Here is a 15,343-nt window from a genome sequence, read left to right on the forward strand (position 1 = left end):
CGGGACATCCTCCGGGCGGGGCCTTCCCGCGTCGACGGCCGAGAGGGCTACGCGGGGGATCAGGCGCAGCGCGTGTCCTTCGCGGGCACCCGTCCCTCCAGCAGGTAGGCGTTGACGCGGTCGTCTATGCACTGGCTCTGGCCGTACGCGCCGTGGCCCTCGCCGGCCAGGGTCAGCAGCACCCCGGTGCGGAGCTGGCCGGCGAGCCGCGGCGCCCACTGGTACGGCGTGGCGGGGTCGTTGGTCACGCCGACCACCAGGATGGGCGCCGAGCCGCTCGCGTCGATCCGCCGGGCGCCGTCGTCTCCCGGCACCGGCCACACGCTGCAGGACCCGGCGCTGGCCGCGGTCGGCGCGAAGACCGGCGTCCGCGCCCTGAGCCTCCGGGCCAGCTTCTCGGCCTCCTCGACCGACGGCCGGTCGGTGGTGTCGGCGCACAGGATCGCGGGCAGCGAGAACTGCAGGGTCGTGTAACTGCCGTCGGGGCGCCGCCCGGCGTACTGGTCGGCCAGCGCGAGCAGGCCGCTGTAGTCGCCCTTCTCACCCTCCTTCAGCGCCTCGGTGAGCAGCGGCCAGGTGAGCTTGCTGTAGAGGGCCTGCGTGATGCCGGCCCTGGCGACATTCTCGGTGATCTCGCGGTCGCCCTGCTTCTGCGGCCGGCGGTTCAGGGAGTCGAGCAGCTTCAGCACGCCGGCCTGCACGGCGGCGGGGTCGGCGCCGAGCGGGCAGCTCGTCCGCGTCTTGGCGCAGTCGGCCACGTAGTCGTCGTAGGCCTTCTGGAAGCCCAGGGACTGGGTCTTGGCCGTGTCGAGCAGGGTGACCGACGGATCGACGGCCGAGTCGAGCACCATCCGGCCCACCTTCCCGGGGAACTGGGTGGCGTAGACCGCGCCGAGGTGGGTGCCGTAGGAGAACCCGAGGTAGTTGAGACGGGAGTCGCCGAGCGCCGCCCGCAGCGCCTCCATGTCGCGCGCCGCGTTGACCGTGCCGACGTACGGCAGGATCCAGCCCGCTTCGCGCTCGCACCCGTCGGTGAACTCCTTGACGAGGCTCTTCTCCATCCGGGTGTCGTCGCTGGGCTCGTGGGCGAGGAAGTAGTCCATCTGCGGGCCGCTGAGGCACCGGATGCCGCTGCTCCGCTCGACGCCGCGCGGGTCGAAGCTGACGAGGTCGTAACGGCCGCCCAGGGTGGAGAACGCGTGCGCCGCCTGCGTGAGCGTGGTGACGCCGGAACCGCCGGGGCCGCCGAAGTTGAAGACGAGCGAGCCGATCCGCCGGCCGGGCTCGGTGGCGCGCAGCCGGACCAGGGCGATGCCGATCTTCCTGCCGTCCGGCGCGGCGTAGTCGAGCGGCACCCGCAGCGTCGCGCACTCGAAGCCGGACGACGACGCGGTCTCCGCGCACGGCTTCCAGGCCAGGCCCGGCGTGCCCGACACGGTCTGATCCGGGGTGACCCGCGCGCTCTCGCAACCGGTGGCCGCCGCCAGCACGGCCAGCCCGGTGACCACCGCCGCCGTCACCGGCCAGAGCCTCCGCGCCGGCACCGCCCGTCCCGGCGCCTGCCGTGCCGAGACCTGCCGCGCCGGTATCCCGCGCGCCGGCACCGTTCGCGACACCGCTCGCGACACAGAAAACCCTCCCCTTGACTGTGGTCGGAGGGTGGCTCGTTTATATCGCACGCGGACGGCGCCGTACGGCCGACTCACCGGTACGCGGCCTTACCGGCCGATGGTCTGAACCATTTCCGTGGTTTCGAACGCTCGGTCCGGCCAGCCGATTGGCGAATTGGTATGGACCACTTCGGCGGTCTCGTGAAAATCAATTGGAATAGACCTATGTGGCCCGGTCTAGCTGGGTAAACAGTGTATGAGGCAGAGGGTGACGCTTGAGGATGATTTTCCCCGGTACAGTCTGGTCGCAGGCCGCCGGTTTATGTGGAAGTCCAGAAGGGAGCGTCGGATGCCGAAGTACGTTTACGGCTTCACCGAGGGCAACAAGGACCTCAAGGATCTGCTCGGCGGCAAGGGCGCCAATCTGGCGGAAATGACCAACATCGGCCTGCCCGTGCCTCCCGGTTTCACGATCACCACCGAGGCGTGCCGCCACTATCTGCGGCACGGCGCCATGCCCGGCGGGCTGGAGGAGGAGGCCGGGGAGCACCTCGCCGCCCTGGAGGCGCGCATGGGCAAGCGTCTCGGCCAGGCGGACGACCCGCTGCTCGTCAGCGTCAGGTCGGGGGCGAAGTTCTCGATGCCCGGCATGATGGAGACGGTCCTCAACGTCGGCCTGAACGACGACTCGGTCCTCGGGCTGGCCAAGCAGTCGGGCAACGACCGCTTCGCCTGGGACTCCTACCGCCGGCTGATCCAGATGTTCGGCAGGACCGTGCTGGGCATCGACGGCGAGCTGTTCGAGGACGCGATGGACGCCCTCAAGGGCGACCGGGACGACACCGGCCTGGAGACCGCCGACCTGCAACGACTGGTCGAGACCTTCAAGGGCATCGTCCGCGCCCGGGTCGGCCGGGACTTCCCCGCCGACCCCCGCGAGCAGCTGGACCTCGCCGTACGGGCGGTCTTCGAATCGTGGAACGCGCCCCGCGCGATTCTCTACCGCCGTCAGGAGCGCATCCCCGCCGGCCTCGGCACCGCCGTCAACGTCGTCGCGATGGTGTTCGGCAACATGGGTCCCGACTCGGGCACCGGGGTCGCCTTCACCCGCGACCCGGGTTCGGGACGTCAGGGGGTCTACGGAGACTACCTGCGCGACGCCCAGGGCGAGGACGTCGTCGCCGGCATCCGAAACACCGTTCCCCTGCAGGAGCTGGAGACGATCAACCCGGAGGCGTACCACGAGCTTCTCGGCATCATGGCGACGCTGGAGCGGCACTACCGCGACCTGTGCGACATCGAGTTCACGATCGAGCGCGGCAGGCTGTGGATGTTGCAGACCCGGGTCGGCAAGCGCACGGCCGAGGCCGCGTTCCGCATCGCCACCCAGCTCGTCGACGAGGGCCTGATCGACATGGACGAGGCGGTCACCCGGGTCACCGGAGACCAGCTCGCCCATCTGATGTTCCCCCGGTTCTCCGCCACGGGAGGCGGCCACCGGCTGACCACCGGCATGAACGCCTCGCCCGGCGCCGCCGCGGGCCGGGCCGTCTTCAGCTCCGAGCGGGCCGTCGAGCTGGCCGGGCGGGGCGAGGCGGTCATCCTCGTGCGGCGCGAGACCACCCCCGACGACCTGGCCGGGATGATCGCGGCGCACGGCGTGCTCACCTCCCGGGGCGGCAAGACCTCGCACGCCGCCGTGGTCGCCCGCGGCATGGGCAGGACCTGCGTGTGCGGGGCCGAGGAGCTGGAGGTCGATCCGCACGCCCGCCGTTTCACCGCGCCCGGCGGAGTCGTCGTCAACGAGGGCGACCTGATCTCGATCGACGGGAGCACCGGCGCGGTCTACCTGGGTGAGGTGCCGGTGACGGCCTCGCCGGTGGCGCGCTACTTCGAGGGCGGGCCGGCCGAGAGCGGGCCGATCGAGGACAGGTCGGTCGAAAGCGGGCCGGTCGAGGACGAACTGGTCCGGGCCGTCGACCGCGTCATGACCCGCGCCGACGCCGTACGCCGCCTGGAGGTGCGGGCGAACGCCGACACCCCCGAGGACGCGGCCCGCGCCCGCCGCTTCGGCGCGCTCGGCGTCGGGCTCTGCCGTACGGAGCACATGTTCCTGGGGGAGCGGCGGCGGCTCGTGGAGGACCTGATCCTGGCGCCGGGCGGCGAGGAGCGGCAGGTCGCGCTGGACGCGCTCGAACCCCTCCAGACGGCCGACTTCGCCGGCATCTTCGGGGCCATGCGCGGCCTTCCGGTGACGATCCGGCTGATCGACCCGCCGCTGCACGAGTTCCTGCCCGACCTCACCGACCTCGCCGTACGGGTCGCCGTGGCGGGCGAGCGGGCCGGCGACCGCGACCGCAGGCTGCTGGAGGCGGTCCGGCGCCTGCACGAGCAGAACCCGATGCTGGGCCTGCGCGGCGTCCGGCTCGGCCTGGCGATCCCGGGCCTGTTCGCCATGCAGGTGCGGGCCATCGCCGCCGCGGCGCGGCAGGTCGAGGGCGCGCGGGCGGAGATCATGATCCCGCTGGTCGGCGCGGTGCAGGAGCTGGAGATCGTACGGGAGGAGGCGGCGGGCATCCTCGCCGAGGCGGGTGTGGAGGCGGCGATCGGCACGATGATCGAGGTGCCCCGGGCGGCGCTGACGTCCGGGCAGATCGCCGGGGCCGCCGACTTCTTCTCGTTCGGCACCAACGACCTCACCCAGATGACCTGGGGGTTCTCCCGCGACGACGTGGAGAGCGCCTTCTTCGGCAGATACCTCGACCTCGGCGTCTTCGGCGTCTCGCCGTTCGAGTCGATCGACCGGGACGGCGTCGGCCGGCTGATGCGGATCGCGGCCGAGGAGGGCAGGCGGGCCCGGCCCGGCCTTAAGCTCGGCATCTGCGGCGAGCACGGCGGCGACCCCGACTCGGTCCACTTCTGCCACGAAATCGGGCTCGACTACGTCTCCTGCTCGCCGTTCCGCGTCCCGGTGGCCCGGCTGGAGGCGGGCCGCGCCGCGCTGGCCCGCACGGGCTCCGACAGCCGATGAGGTGAAATTCCACAGAACATCCAGACTGTCAAAGCGGGGCAAGAGCGGCAATCTTCCTTCGTACTACCGGAACTGTCGTGAAACCCGACCTTCGGGGGTACGCTCCATCTCCCGCCGGATGGGGGCCGGACGCGGCCGGGACACGACCGGGACGCGGCGGTCAGGCGAGGGCGCCGGGGAAGGAGGACGCATGGCCCGCTACGACGAGCACGACCAGGCACGATGGGTGCCTGAGCCGCCGGGGAACCCCGAGCGGAGCCCGTTCGAGCGCGACCGGGCACGCGTGCTCCACAGCGCCTCGCTGCGCAGGCTCGCCGCGAAGACGCAGGTGGTGGCCCCCGCCGACTACAGCGGCCTGCACAGTCCCCGTACGCGCCTGACCCACTCGCTGGAGTGCGCGCAGATCGGCCGGGAGATGGGCAGGGTCCTCGGCTGCGACCCCGACCTGGTGGAGACCGCCTGCCTCGCCCACGACCTCGGGCATCCCCCCTTCGGCCACAACGGGGAGGCCGCGCTCGACGAGCTGGCCGCGCCGTGCGGGGGGTTCCAGGGCAACGCCCAGAACCTGCGCCTGCTGACGCGGCTGGAGGCCAAGGTCATCACCGAGGACGGCCGCAGCGCCGGGCTCAACCTCACCCGGGCCGCGCTCGACTCGGTCTGCAAGTATCCCTGGGCCGGGTCGGCCTGCCGCGTCCCCGGCGTCCCGCTCGCCGGCGAGGGTGGGCCGTACTGCGTCTATCCCGACGACCTCGCGGTCTTCGGGTGGGTGCGCGAGGGGGCGCCCGACTACGCGGTCCGCTTCGAGGCGCAGGTCATGGACTGGGCCGACGACGTGGCCTACTCGGTGCACGACCTGGAGGACGCCCTCGCCTGCGGCCACGTCACGACGACGGAGCTGCGCGACCCGGAGGAGCGGCTGGAGGTGTGCCGCCTGACCCGGGAGTGGTACGCCCCCGACGCGGGCGTGGACGAGCTGGCCGAGATCTTCGCGCGGCTGCTCGCCGAGCCGCTGTGGCCGGCCGACTTCGACGCCGGGCTCGCCGACCTCGCCGCGCTCAAACGGCTCACCAGCACGCTCATCGGCCGCCTGTGCCGCTCGGCCCAGGACGCCACCCGCGAGGCGTACGGCTGCCGCCCTGAACCCGGCGGGAGAGCGGCGGGCCGGCGCCACGACGCGAACCTGGAGGTGCCGAGGACCACCCGGCTGGAGTGCGCGCTGCTCAAGGGCGTGACGGCCCGCTACGTCATGTCGCGGGAGTCGCACCACGCCGTGCAGGCCCGGCAGCGCGAGCTGATCGCCGAGCTGGGCGACCTCGTCATGCGGGGCGCCCCCGCGACGCTGGAGCCGGCCCTGCGCCCGCAGTTCGAGCAGGCGGCCGACGACGCGGGGCGGCTGCGCGCGGTGGTCGACCAGATCGCCTCGCTCACCGACGCGTCGGCGATGGGCTGGCACCGCCGCCTGTCGGCCTCCCGCCCTCTCGTCGGCTGAGCCCGGCCGAAGCCCGGCCGAAGCCCGGCCGGAGCCCGGCCGGAGTACGTCCGGAGTACGTCCGGCGGACGAGGGGCTCAGAGGGGGACGACCACCCGGGTGTCCTCGTCGTGGTCCCTCTTCTTGGGCGGCCGGGACTCCTCCGACGGGGGCGGCGAGGACTGCTGCTGCGGCGTCGCGGCGCACAGCTGGGTGCAGGGCGGTGTCGCGCCCAGCCTCTTGCGCAGCGTCAGCATGGCCTTGCGCGGGGAGACCGTGCGGTTGCCGTCGTCCCAGGCGTCGAGGAAGGGCCACGGCGGCACGATGCCCCGGCGAATCCACCAGTTCTGCGGCGCGGTCGGCCAGGAGATGGCGAAGTAGAGGTTGCTCGCGGTGTCGCGGGCGTTGCCGGAGTTGCCCACCCGGCCGAGGAGCTGCCCGGCCTTGACCTTGGCGCCCGGCTTGAGGTCCTCCACGACCGAGTCGAGGTGGCCGCCGAGGTAGAGCACGCCGTCCGCGCCCTTGACGGTGACGTACCGGCCCTCCCGGTCGGCGCCGCGGTCGGTCGAGGGGGCCCACTGGTTCCTGACGTTGACCTCCTCGACCTCCCCGTCGACCGGTGAGACGAATGCGCACCCCTTCCCCGCCCAGATGGTGGTCTTGGGGAGCACGAGCAGCTTGCGAGAGTACGACACCCTGCATCCCTTGACCGGGAAGGCGTACGTATAGGGGGACACCTTCGGCGGCGGCATCCGCACGGGCTCGTCGCCCGGCGGGGGAACGGCCTGCCCGGGGTCGGCGGGAGCGGTCGCGGCCGTGATCCCGTTCGCCGGCGCCGTCGCCGTCGCCGGCGGCAGCGTGCTCACACCGGCGACACCCCCGGGCGCGCCGCAGGACGCCGCGAGGAACGCGGTGCCGGTGAGGGCGGCCAGTCTCCCCGATCGCATGATCTCCACCTGGTCGACGTTACCGAACCTTTCCTTTCTAACGGACCAAGCCGAATATCACGACCGGTTCCGGAAAGTCGTGACATGTCCGCATGGTGCGCCCTCCTGTCCGTACGGCCGCCCGGCCTGTCGGAGGCCGGCACTAGACTCGCCAGCGTGGCAGGGCGAAGCGGGCGGATCAGTGACGACGACATCGCGCTCGTACGGGAGCGCTCACCGATCGCCGACGTCGTCGGCGAGCACATCCAGCTCCGCAACGCGGGCGGGGGCAACCTGAAGGGGCTGTGCCCGTTCCACGACGAGAAGTCGCCCTCCTTCAACGTGACTCCGGCCCGGGGCTACTACTACTGCTTCGGCTGCGCCGAGGGCGGCGACGTCATCACGTTCATCCGCAAGATCGACAATCTCACGTTCTCCGAGGCCGTCGAGCGGCTCGCGCAGCGCGCCGGCATCCAGCTGCGCTACGAGCAGGGCGGCTACGTGCCGGGCCGCGAGCAGGGCGAACGGGTGCGGCTGATCGAGGCGCACCGCGCCGCCGCCGAGTTCTACGCCGAGCGGCTGTCCGGCCCGGACGCGGGCCCCGGGCGGCGCTTCCTGTCCGAGCGCGGCTTCGAACGGGCCGACGCCGAGCATTTCGGGGTCGGCTACGCGCCGAACGAGTGGGAGGCGCTGTCGCGGCACCTGATGAGCCGCGGGTTCACGTCCCAGGAGCTGATCAAGGGCGGGCTCGCCCGCGAGGGCAGGCGCGGGCCGGTCGACCGGTTCCGCGGCCGCCTCGTCTGGCCGATCCGCGACATCACCGGCGACGTCATCGGCTTCGGGGCGCGCAAGCTGCTCGACTCCGACGACGGCCCCAAATACCTGAACACCCCCGAGAGCCCGATCTACCACAAGAGCTCGGTGCTGTACGGCGTCGACCTGGCCAAGCGGGAGATCGCCCGGCGGTCCCAGGCCGTGATCGTGGAGGGATACACCGACGTCATGGCCTGCCACCTGGCCGGCGTGCCGACCGCGGTGGCCACCTGCGGCACCTCCTTCGGCGAGGAACACATCAAGGTCCTGCGCCGCCTGCTGCTCGACCAGGCCGAGTTCCGCGGCGAGGTCGTCTTCACCTTCGACGGCGACTCCGCCGGGCAGAAGGCCGCCCTGCGCGCCTTCCAGGACGAGCAGAAGTTCGTCACGCAGACCTTCGTCGCGGTGCAGCCCGACGGCCTCGACCCCTGCGACCTGCGGGTCAAGCAGGGCGACGCCGCCGTGCGCGACCTGATCGCCGGCCGTGAGCCGCTGTTCGCCTTCGCGGTGCGCAGCGTCCTCGCCCGCTACGACCTCGACACCAACGAGGGCCGCCTGGCCGCGCTCGACGCCGCCGCGCCCATCGTGGCCTCCATCAAGGACCCCGGGCTGCGCAAGGCGTACACGGTCGACCTCGACCGCTGGATCGGCTTCATGGACGAGGGCTTCGTCATCCGGCGCGTGCAGCAGACGGCCGGCCGGGCCCAGGAGAGCGGCCGTGGCCCGGGGGGACGCGCCCAGGGAGGGCCGGGCGGGCGTGTCGCGGCCGGGCGGCAGGGGGGCCGCGGACCGGCCGCGCGACCGGACCCGGCGGGGCCCGACCCGGCGGACCCCGCCGTACGGTTGGAGGCCGAGGCGCTCAAGCTCGCCGTGCAGCGGCCCGCCCTGCTCGGCCCCGAGTTCGACGCGCTGGGGCCCGAGACGTTCACGCTGCCCGAGCACGCCGCGTTGTTCGGCGTCGTCGCCGCGGCCGGCGGGACCGCCGCCGGTGGCCCGGGCGGGCGCGAGTGGGTGGACCGGCTCCTGGAGCAGACGGAACCCGGGGCCGCGGGCGCGGTGCCCGGCGTGGACCTGAGGTCGCTCGTCACGCGGTTCGCGGTCGAGGCCGTGCGCGCGGACGTGAACGTCGAGGATCGGTACGGCGCGGCCGTCCTGGCCAAGATCCAGGAGACCGCGGTCGCCCGGGCGGTCGCGCGGCTGAAGTCGCGGTTGCAGCGGCTCAACCCGGTCGACGAGCAGCAGGAGTACAACCGGCTGTTCGGCGAACTGGTGGCGCTGGAACAGCAGCGACGGGTGTTGCGGGAACGCGCGAGCGGAGCCTGAATAACCTCCCTTTCCAGACCGCACAGTCGCCAAACATATACTTTGATCTCGATTCGGTATTGACTTTGGCCTTACCTTGGGTGACAAAAATAGGCCTGCCGTTTAGTGGCGCCTTTCCTGCACACTGTGTTGCGTGGGTGCATCGGTGCTGCCAAGCAGGCCGCCATCGGCAGATCAGGTGGCGGACCTCGTCGCGAAGGGAAGGGAACGCGGGAGCGTCACGGTTGACGACGTGGCCGCCGCGCTCGACCGATCCGAGTTGCCGGCCGACGCGCTGGAGCGCGTCGTGCGGATGCTCGCCGAGAACGGGGTTGAGGTCCTCGAACCACAGGGGGACGAGGAACCCAGCAAGCCGGACGAGGAGGACGTCGGCAAACGGGCTCCGACGAGTGACCTGGTCAGGATCTACCTGCGGGAGATCGGCAGGGTTCCCCTGCTCACCGCCGAGGAGGAGGTGGAACTGGCCAAGGCCATCGAGGCCGGGCTGTTCGCCGAGGACAAGCTCTGTGAAAGCCTCGCCGCGAGATTCGCCCGGCCGGAGCTCGAAGACCTCGTCTGGGAGGGCGTGCGCGCCAAGCAGCGGCTCATCGAGGCCAACCTCAGGCTCGTGGTCTCGATCGCCAAGCGTTACGTGGGCCGCGGAATGCTGTTCCTGGATCTCATCCAGGAAGGCAATCTCGGATTGATCCGCGCCGTGGAGAAATTCGATTACACGAAGGGCTACAAGTTCTCCACGTACGCGACATGGTGGATTCGCCAGGCGATCACCCGGGCGATCGCGGACCAGGCGAGAACGATCCGCATTCCCGTCCACATGGTGGAGACGATCAACAAACTGGTCCGCGTGCAGCGTCAGCTCCACCAGGACCTCGGCCGGGAGCCGGCCCCCGAGGAGATCGCCGCCGAGATGGACCTGCCCATCGACCGGGTGGTGGAGATCCAGCGCATCGCGCAGGAGCCGGTCTCGCTCCAGGCGCCCATCGGCGAGGAGGACTCCGACCTCGGCGACTTCATCGAGGACGCCGACGCCGTGGTGCCGATGGAGGCCGCCGCCTTCATCATGCTGCAGGACCAGCTCGACGACATCCTGGCCACGCTGTCGGAGCGCGAGCAGCGGATCATTCAGCTCCGGTTCGGCCTCGCCGACGGCCACCCCCGCACGCTGGAGGAGGTCGGCCGCGAGTTCGGCGTGACCCGTGAGCGCATCCGCCAGATCGAGTCGAAGACGCTGGCCAAGCTGCGTCACCCCACCCGGGCGCAGATGCTCAAGGACTACCTCGACTGACGCCGTCGTCACGCGGACGAGCGCCCTCCGGTCCCGGCGGCTTGGGGCCGGGAGGGCGCTCGTCCGCGTCAGGGCCCCGGTGTGAAGCGCTCCGGCCCCCGCTCCCTGGCCCTGCTCCCGGCCCTGCGACCGGACGGATCGGGCCGCCGGATAGGGCTGGTCCGGGCCCTGCGACCGGGACGGGTCCGGCCGCCGGATAGCCTGCGGGTGGTAACGGTCGTCGTCCGCTGGCGGTGTTCCTTGACTGCATCCAGGCCCTCCCTGAGCCGCCTGTTCGGCTCCCGCCTGCCCCGTGAGGTCCGTACGGGACTCGCGCTCGAAGGCGGCGAGCGCCCGATCAGCCACGCGCGTACGGCGGAGGGCGGGCACGTGGTCGCCACCACCCGGGCGCTGCACCTGCCCGGCGGACCGCGCCTGCCCTGGCACCTGATGGACAAGGCCGTGTGGGACGAGGAGGGCGTGACGGTCACGATGACCGACGGAGCCGTCCACCGGGTCGTCCTGCCCGAGCCCGGGCGGCTGCCGGAGGCGGTCCGCGAGCGGGTCACCTCGACCGTCGTCGCGAGCCGTCACGTGACCATCGACGGGCGCGGGGGAGTGCGCCTCGTCGCCCGCCGTGTGCCCGGCTACGACACCCCGCGCTGGGAGTTCATCTTCGATCCCGGGCTCGACGCGACGGACCCGGGCCTGCGCGCCCACGCCGAGCAGGCGCTCGAAGAGATGCGGCGCAGCCTCGGCGTCTGAGGCCCTTGTCCGGGGCCCTTGTTTGTGGCCCTTGTCTGGGGTCCTTTCTGAGGCCCTTTCTGATCCCCTTGTCTGGGGCCCTCGCGGGACGAGAAAGCGGCGGCCTCCCGGGCATCTGCTTGGAGGCCGCCGCTCGCGTCCGATACCGCCGGGCCGGTGGCCCGGAGACCGGTTGGGGATCGCCCAGGGGAATCCTCAGTGGACCTGGTCGGTGCCGGGCCCCGGCCAGCCGGTGGCCGCGCCCACCCTGGTGTCGGTCCTGTCGGACTCCCAGGTGTCCGTCCTCTTCAGGAACGGCACCTTGTCACCCGCCAGATCCTTGGCCTTGCCCGCGACCTTCGAGGCCTGCGCGCCGACCAGTCCCGCCGCCTCCTGCACCGTGGGGCTGTCCGCGAACCGCTGCGTGAAACGCTTGATCTGCTCGTAGCGTTCGCGCCCGGCCCGCGTGCCAAGGACGTAGCCGACGGCCAGCCCGGTGGCGAACATCGCCTTGTATCGCATCTTCCACCTCCGCGCTCGTGTTCCACGCCCCTCTACCCCGAGGGCCTGTCTCTATCCAACAGCAGAGCTCCCGGCCCCGCCCCGGCGGCCCTGCGGCCCCCCTGTGGCCGGGCGCCGCGCTCTTTGCCGTACGGAGATCAGAAGCGGGGGACTCGTGGGCGTATTCGATGTGACACGCACCCCCCAGAGTGCGCTAATCTAGTTCCGCGCCGCAAGGAAAGCCGCAAGGCCGGAACGAGCGGCGCAGAGTTTCGATCCCGTGTAGCTCAATCGGCAGAGCAGCCGGCTGTTAACCGGCAGGTTATAGGTTCGAGTCCTATCGCGGGAGCATCCCAACCCCGGGCCGGTGGTCAACCACCACCGCCCCGGGGTTTTTCGCGTGTGGCGCTCTAATGGGGTGGGGGGCCGACGATCTCGTAGCCGTGGCCGGCCGCGATCTCGGTCAGCACCGCCGGGTTGGGAGAGCCGGAGGGGAAGGCCGCGGCGACGTCGGCGGCGAAGTGCTCGAACCCGCCCGGCCAGGTGAGCTGGAGCAGGCGCAGCGGCTCGTCTCCGCGGTTGACGAAGGCGTGTGGCAGCGCGCGCGGCAGCAGGACGAAGCCCCCGGGTCCGTCGTGCCACACCTCGTCCCCGCAGTGCACCTCGATGCTGCCGGACAGCACGTAGAACGCCTCGTCGTCCTTGTGGTGCACATGGCGGGGGGTCGCGAATCCGGGCGGGCACACCTGCTCGATGAGGCTGAGGGCGGTGGTGCCGGTCTGCGGCTCGCCTGCCTTGACCGTCATCGTCGATCCGAGGAAGAGGTGGGTGGTGCCCGCGCCGGGGGGCAGGTGGAGAGCGGTCACGCCGGTGCTCCTGACGAAGAGGGCGTCTTCTCGATGGTGTAGAGGCGGATCTCGATGCCGTCGGGGTCGGTGAGGCCGGCGATCAGCCAGCCGATGCTGCCTTCGGCGATGCCCGAGTGGGCCTGGCCCTCCGCGTCCAGGTGGGCGGCCCACTCCCGCAGCGCGTCGAGGGTCGGCACCGCCAGCGCCACCGGATCGAACCCCGCCAGTTGGGCGGCCCGCTTCGGCTCCTCCCGCAGCGCGAGCATGAGGCTCCCGGCCGGGTCGCGCAGCGCCACGCCGCGCAGCACCCCGGCTTCGGCGAACTCGATGGCCACGTCGAGGCGGAGCACCCGCCCGTACCACTCGATGCTCTCGCGTACGTCGGACACGGGCAGCTTGACGTGGTGGAAGCCGCCTAACGCGACCATCGGCCGCCCCCGGCACCCGTCCGAGAATTTGTAGTCACACTTTAGAGTGTTACTCTAAATCCGTGCCGGAGGTCAAGAGCAGGAACCGCAGATCGGCGGAGACCAGGAGGCGGATCGTCGAGGCGGCCCACGCGCTGTTCGTCGCCAGGGGATACGCCGGGACGACCTTCCAGGAGGTCGCCGACGCCGCCGGGGTGTCCGTGCAGAGCGTCTACTTCCACTACGGCAGCAAGAGCGGGCTCCTCAAGCACGTCATCGACGTCGCCTCCGCCGGAGACGACGAGCCGGTCGCCCTGCTCGACCGGGACTGGTTCACCCGGCTGAGGGAAGCCGGCGACCCGATGGAGGTCGTCCGCGGCTGGGTCGGCGCGAGCGCGGCGATCCTCGAACGGGTCGCCCCCGTCCTCGCCGTGGTCAACGCCGCCAGGGGAGACACCGAGATGAAGGCGCAGTGGGCGAGCAACAGCGAGCAGCGGCGCACCGCTCACGGGACCTTCGTCGGCATCCTGGCCGAGCTGCGCGCTCTGCGGCCGGGCTTGACGCCGGAGACGGCCACCGACATCACCGTCGGGCTCCTGTCGCCCGAGCTGTTCCTCGTACTGACCCGGGAGTGCGGCTGGAACACCGGGCAATGGAAGACCTGGGCCGCCGACCAGGTCGCCCACAACCTTCTGCCCCAGCCCTGACGACCGCGTCTCGACGTCGGCCGCCGTTCCGTTCAACTGCTGTCGAGGAGAGCGCGTCGCCCGGGGTGGTCACTCTGGGATGAGCCAGGACATCGGCTTGATCTTGGAGAGAGCCCCGGCCATGACATCGCGATAGGTTTTCGAGAAGTCGTGTTCTTCGGTGGCGCCACGACCGACCCAGGGGAAGCGCTGACGAATCGTCGGATAGTCGATCGGCTCCTCGCCGGCTGCCTCGGCGTCCTTGGTCATACTGTCAGTGTATGAAATCGCGCTGTGATTATAGAAGGTCACGATGAGTCACGTTGGAGATTCTGTAATCGATTTGGATCAGTCGTCGGTCGAACGGCCTCTGGTCGAGTAGCAAGGGAAGAGGGCGCTGCTCCTGGACGAGTCCGCAGGTGCTCTACGGCGGACGGTCACTCGCCGGGGCGGCCGCGCTTGCGGTTGCGGAGATGCGAGCTCGAACGCATCGTCTTGGAGATCCGGTTGGCGTCCTTCCCGGCACGGCTCTTGTAGCTGTCGAGCTCCAGGGCCTCCCGGGCCAGTTCGTCCCGGTTCGGCGCCCATGACAAGGCTTCCTTGACGCTGCTCGCTGTCGAGTCGAGCAGTTCGATCGCCCGCTCGACATCGCCCTCGATCAGGGCGTCGGACGCCTGCCGCTTCGCGTCCTGGATGTCCTGGAAGAGCCGTTCGGCGCGGACCACCGGGTCGGGAACCCGTCCCGCCGCCTCGTCTCCCGGGACCACGTTCACCGTGACGGGCACGTCCGCGGTGTACGTGGTCAGGGTCTGCGTGGCGAAGCAGGTCAGCCGGATGTCGGCGATCGTGGCGAGGCCGAGCGTGGCGATTCCCGGTACGGCGAGGCTCAGCAGCAGCTTCCGGCACTCGCCGCCGTAGAAGTCGCCGAGCTCCACGAGCACCGATCCGTCCGGCAGCGCGGACGCGGGCAGCCCGCCGTACAGGGAGACGGAGGTCACCGGCGGACGCGGGACGATGGTGAGTGAGGCGGCCTGCACGACCTTGGCCAGCAGGTGCTCGACCTCGGTGGAGATGAGCCGGCCGGCCGTGTCGGGGTCCTCGGCGTGCAGCGCGCTGCCCGCGCCGCCGTCCGCGACGGCGGCCATCAGCTTCTCGTCGTACCCGAGCCCGTAGCCGAGCGCGGTCGTGGAGACGTGGTGGTGCAGGGCGTCGGAGGCGATGCCGGCCAGCGCGGCATGGTCGACGATCCCGAGGTTGGCGTGGCCGTCGGAGATCAGGAGCAGGGTGGCGCCCGACTCGCCGACCACCCGCCGGGCCTCCTGGACGCCCCGGAGCAGCCCACTGGACAGGTCGGTCGACCCACCCGGCTTGAGGGCGGCGATCGCCCGCCTGGCCGCGGCCTTGTCGGTGAGCGGCCCGGCGGGGATCTCCACCCGGGCGGTGTCGTCGAAGCTGACCAGGCCGAAGTTGTCGGCGGGGTCGAGCCGGTCGACCAGCCCGAGCAGGGCACCCTTGGCGCCCTCCAGCGGCGGTCCGGACATGGAGCCGCTGCGGTCGAGGACGACCTCCAGGGTGGCGGGCGGGCGATCGCCCCTGTCGTCCGGCGGCGGAGCGGTGAGCTCCACCAGGACGTCGATCTCGTCCTCGGTCTCCAGGGGCACGACGGAGAAACCGAGGTGTGCGTCGATATGCATCAGGACCTCTGCGAGGGGAGAAGAGGGA

At 71.3% G+C, this 15,343-nt stretch carries 13 protein-coding genes and 1 tRNA gene; 7 read left to right on the top strand and 7 right to left on the bottom strand.

What is annotated here, in order from left to right; all coding sequences use genetic code 11:
* Window positions 1–59 precede the first annotated feature (59 nt).
* On the bottom strand, window positions 60–1,520 hold the full coding sequence (locus OG344_RS19890) for an alpha/beta hydrolase (RefSeq protein WP_405084359.1): 1,461 nt from the start codon (window positions 1,518–1,520) through the stop codon (window positions 60–62).
* A gap of 439 nt (window positions 1,521–1,959) precedes the next feature.
* Between OG344_RS19890 and ppdK the strand changes: the two genes are divergently transcribed.
* Both ppdK and OG344_RS19900 read left to right on the top strand, forming a co-directional pair.
* Window positions 1,960–4,641 carry a pyruvate, phosphate dikinase gene (gene ppdK / locus OG344_RS19895; RefSeq protein ID WP_405084360.1) on the top strand — a complete coding sequence of 894 codons (2,682 nt, stop codon included), beginning with the start codon at window positions 1,960–1,962 and terminating at the stop codon, window positions 4,639–4,641.
* Between the two features lie 190 nt (window positions 4,642–4,831).
* Window positions 4,832–6,130, top strand: coding sequence for a deoxyguanosinetriphosphate triphosphohydrolase (locus OG344_RS19900; RefSeq protein ID WP_405084361.1), 1,299 nt, complete (start codon window positions 4,832–4,834; stop codon window positions 6,128–6,130).
* A 77-nt stretch (window positions 6,131–6,207) separates the two neighbouring features.
* Here the strand turns inward: OG344_RS19900 and OG344_RS19905 are convergent, their stop codons facing one another.
* Entirely contained in the window at window positions 6,208–7,056 is an 849-nt protein-coding gene (locus OG344_RS19905; protein ID WP_405084362.1) for a M23 family metallopeptidase, read from the bottom strand.
* A gap of 84 nt (window positions 7,057–7,140) precedes the next feature.
* On the opposite strand from OG344_RS19905, the gene dnaG reads away from it, so the two are divergent.
* From dnaG to OG344_RS19920, 3 genes are all read left to right on the top strand, one after another.
* Complete coding sequence (gene dnaG / locus OG344_RS19910) at window positions 7,141–9,171, top strand: DNA primase (RefSeq protein ID WP_405084363.1); 2,031 nt, start codon at window positions 7,141–7,143, stop codon at window positions 9,169–9,171.
* Between the two features lie 145 nt (window positions 9,172–9,316).
* Window positions 9,317–10,456 carry an RNA polymerase sigma factor RpoD gene (rpoD, locus tag OG344_RS19915; RefSeq protein ID WP_327049550.1) on the top strand — a complete coding sequence of 380 codons (1,140 nt, stop codon included), beginning with the start codon at window positions 9,317–9,319 and terminating at the stop codon, window positions 10,454–10,456.
* Between the two features lie 240 nt (window positions 10,457–10,696).
* Window positions 10,697–11,200: a hypothetical protein gene (locus OG344_RS19920; protein ID WP_405084364.1), complete on the top strand. Its 504-nt coding sequence runs from the start codon at window positions 10,697–10,699 to the stop codon at window positions 11,198–11,200.
* Between the two features lie 195 nt (window positions 11,201–11,395).
* Here the strand turns inward: OG344_RS19920 and OG344_RS19925 are convergent, their stop codons facing one another.
* A complete protein-coding gene (locus OG344_RS19925; protein WP_405084365.1) occupies window positions 11,396–11,701 on the bottom strand; it encodes a YtxH domain-containing protein in 306 nt (101 codons plus the stop codon).
* Window positions 11,702–11,956: 255 nt separating this feature from the next.
* Between OG344_RS19925 and OG344_RS19930 the strand changes: the two genes are divergently transcribed.
* Window positions 11,957–12,029, top strand: a tRNA-Asn gene (locus OG344_RS19930).
* Between the two features lie 61 nt (window positions 12,030–12,090).
* On the opposite strand, the gene OG344_RS19935 is transcribed toward OG344_RS19930, so the two are convergent.
* Window positions 12,091–12,546, bottom strand: coding sequence for a cupin domain-containing protein (locus OG344_RS19935; protein WP_405084366.1), 456 nt, complete (start codon window positions 12,544–12,546; stop codon window positions 12,091–12,093).
* Entirely contained in the window at window positions 12,543–12,956 is a 414-nt protein-coding gene (locus OG344_RS19940) for a VOC family protein (RefSeq protein WP_405084367.1), read from the bottom strand. The genes OG344_RS19935 and OG344_RS19940 overlap by 4 nt, the downstream gene beginning before the upstream one ends.
* Window positions 12,957–13,018: 62 nt before the next feature.
* Between OG344_RS19940 and OG344_RS19945 the strand changes: the two genes are divergently transcribed.
* On the top strand, window positions 13,019–13,642 hold the full coding sequence (locus tag OG344_RS19945) for a TetR/AcrR family transcriptional regulator (protein ID WP_405084368.1): 624 nt from the start codon (window positions 13,019–13,021) through the stop codon (window positions 13,640–13,642).
* A 69-nt stretch (window positions 13,643–13,711) separates the two neighbouring features.
* On the opposite strand, the gene OG344_RS19950 is transcribed toward OG344_RS19945, so the two are convergent.
* Window positions 13,712–13,891, bottom strand: coding sequence for a hypothetical protein (locus tag OG344_RS19950; RefSeq protein WP_405084369.1), 180 nt, complete (start codon window positions 13,889–13,891; stop codon window positions 13,712–13,714).
* A gap of 167 nt (window positions 13,892–14,058) precedes the next feature.
* Window positions 14,059–15,315 carry a vWA domain-containing protein gene (locus tag OG344_RS19955; protein WP_405084370.1) on the bottom strand — a complete coding sequence of 419 codons (1,257 nt, stop codon included), beginning with the start codon at window positions 15,313–15,315 and terminating at the stop codon, window positions 14,059–14,061.
* Window positions 15,316–15,343: the final 28 nt, after the last annotated feature.

Origin of the sequence: Microbispora sp. NBC_01389 (assembly GCF_045040095.1) — a bacterium.
Lineage (GTDB): Bacteria > Actinomycetota > Actinomycetes > Streptosporangiales > Streptosporangiaceae > Microbispora.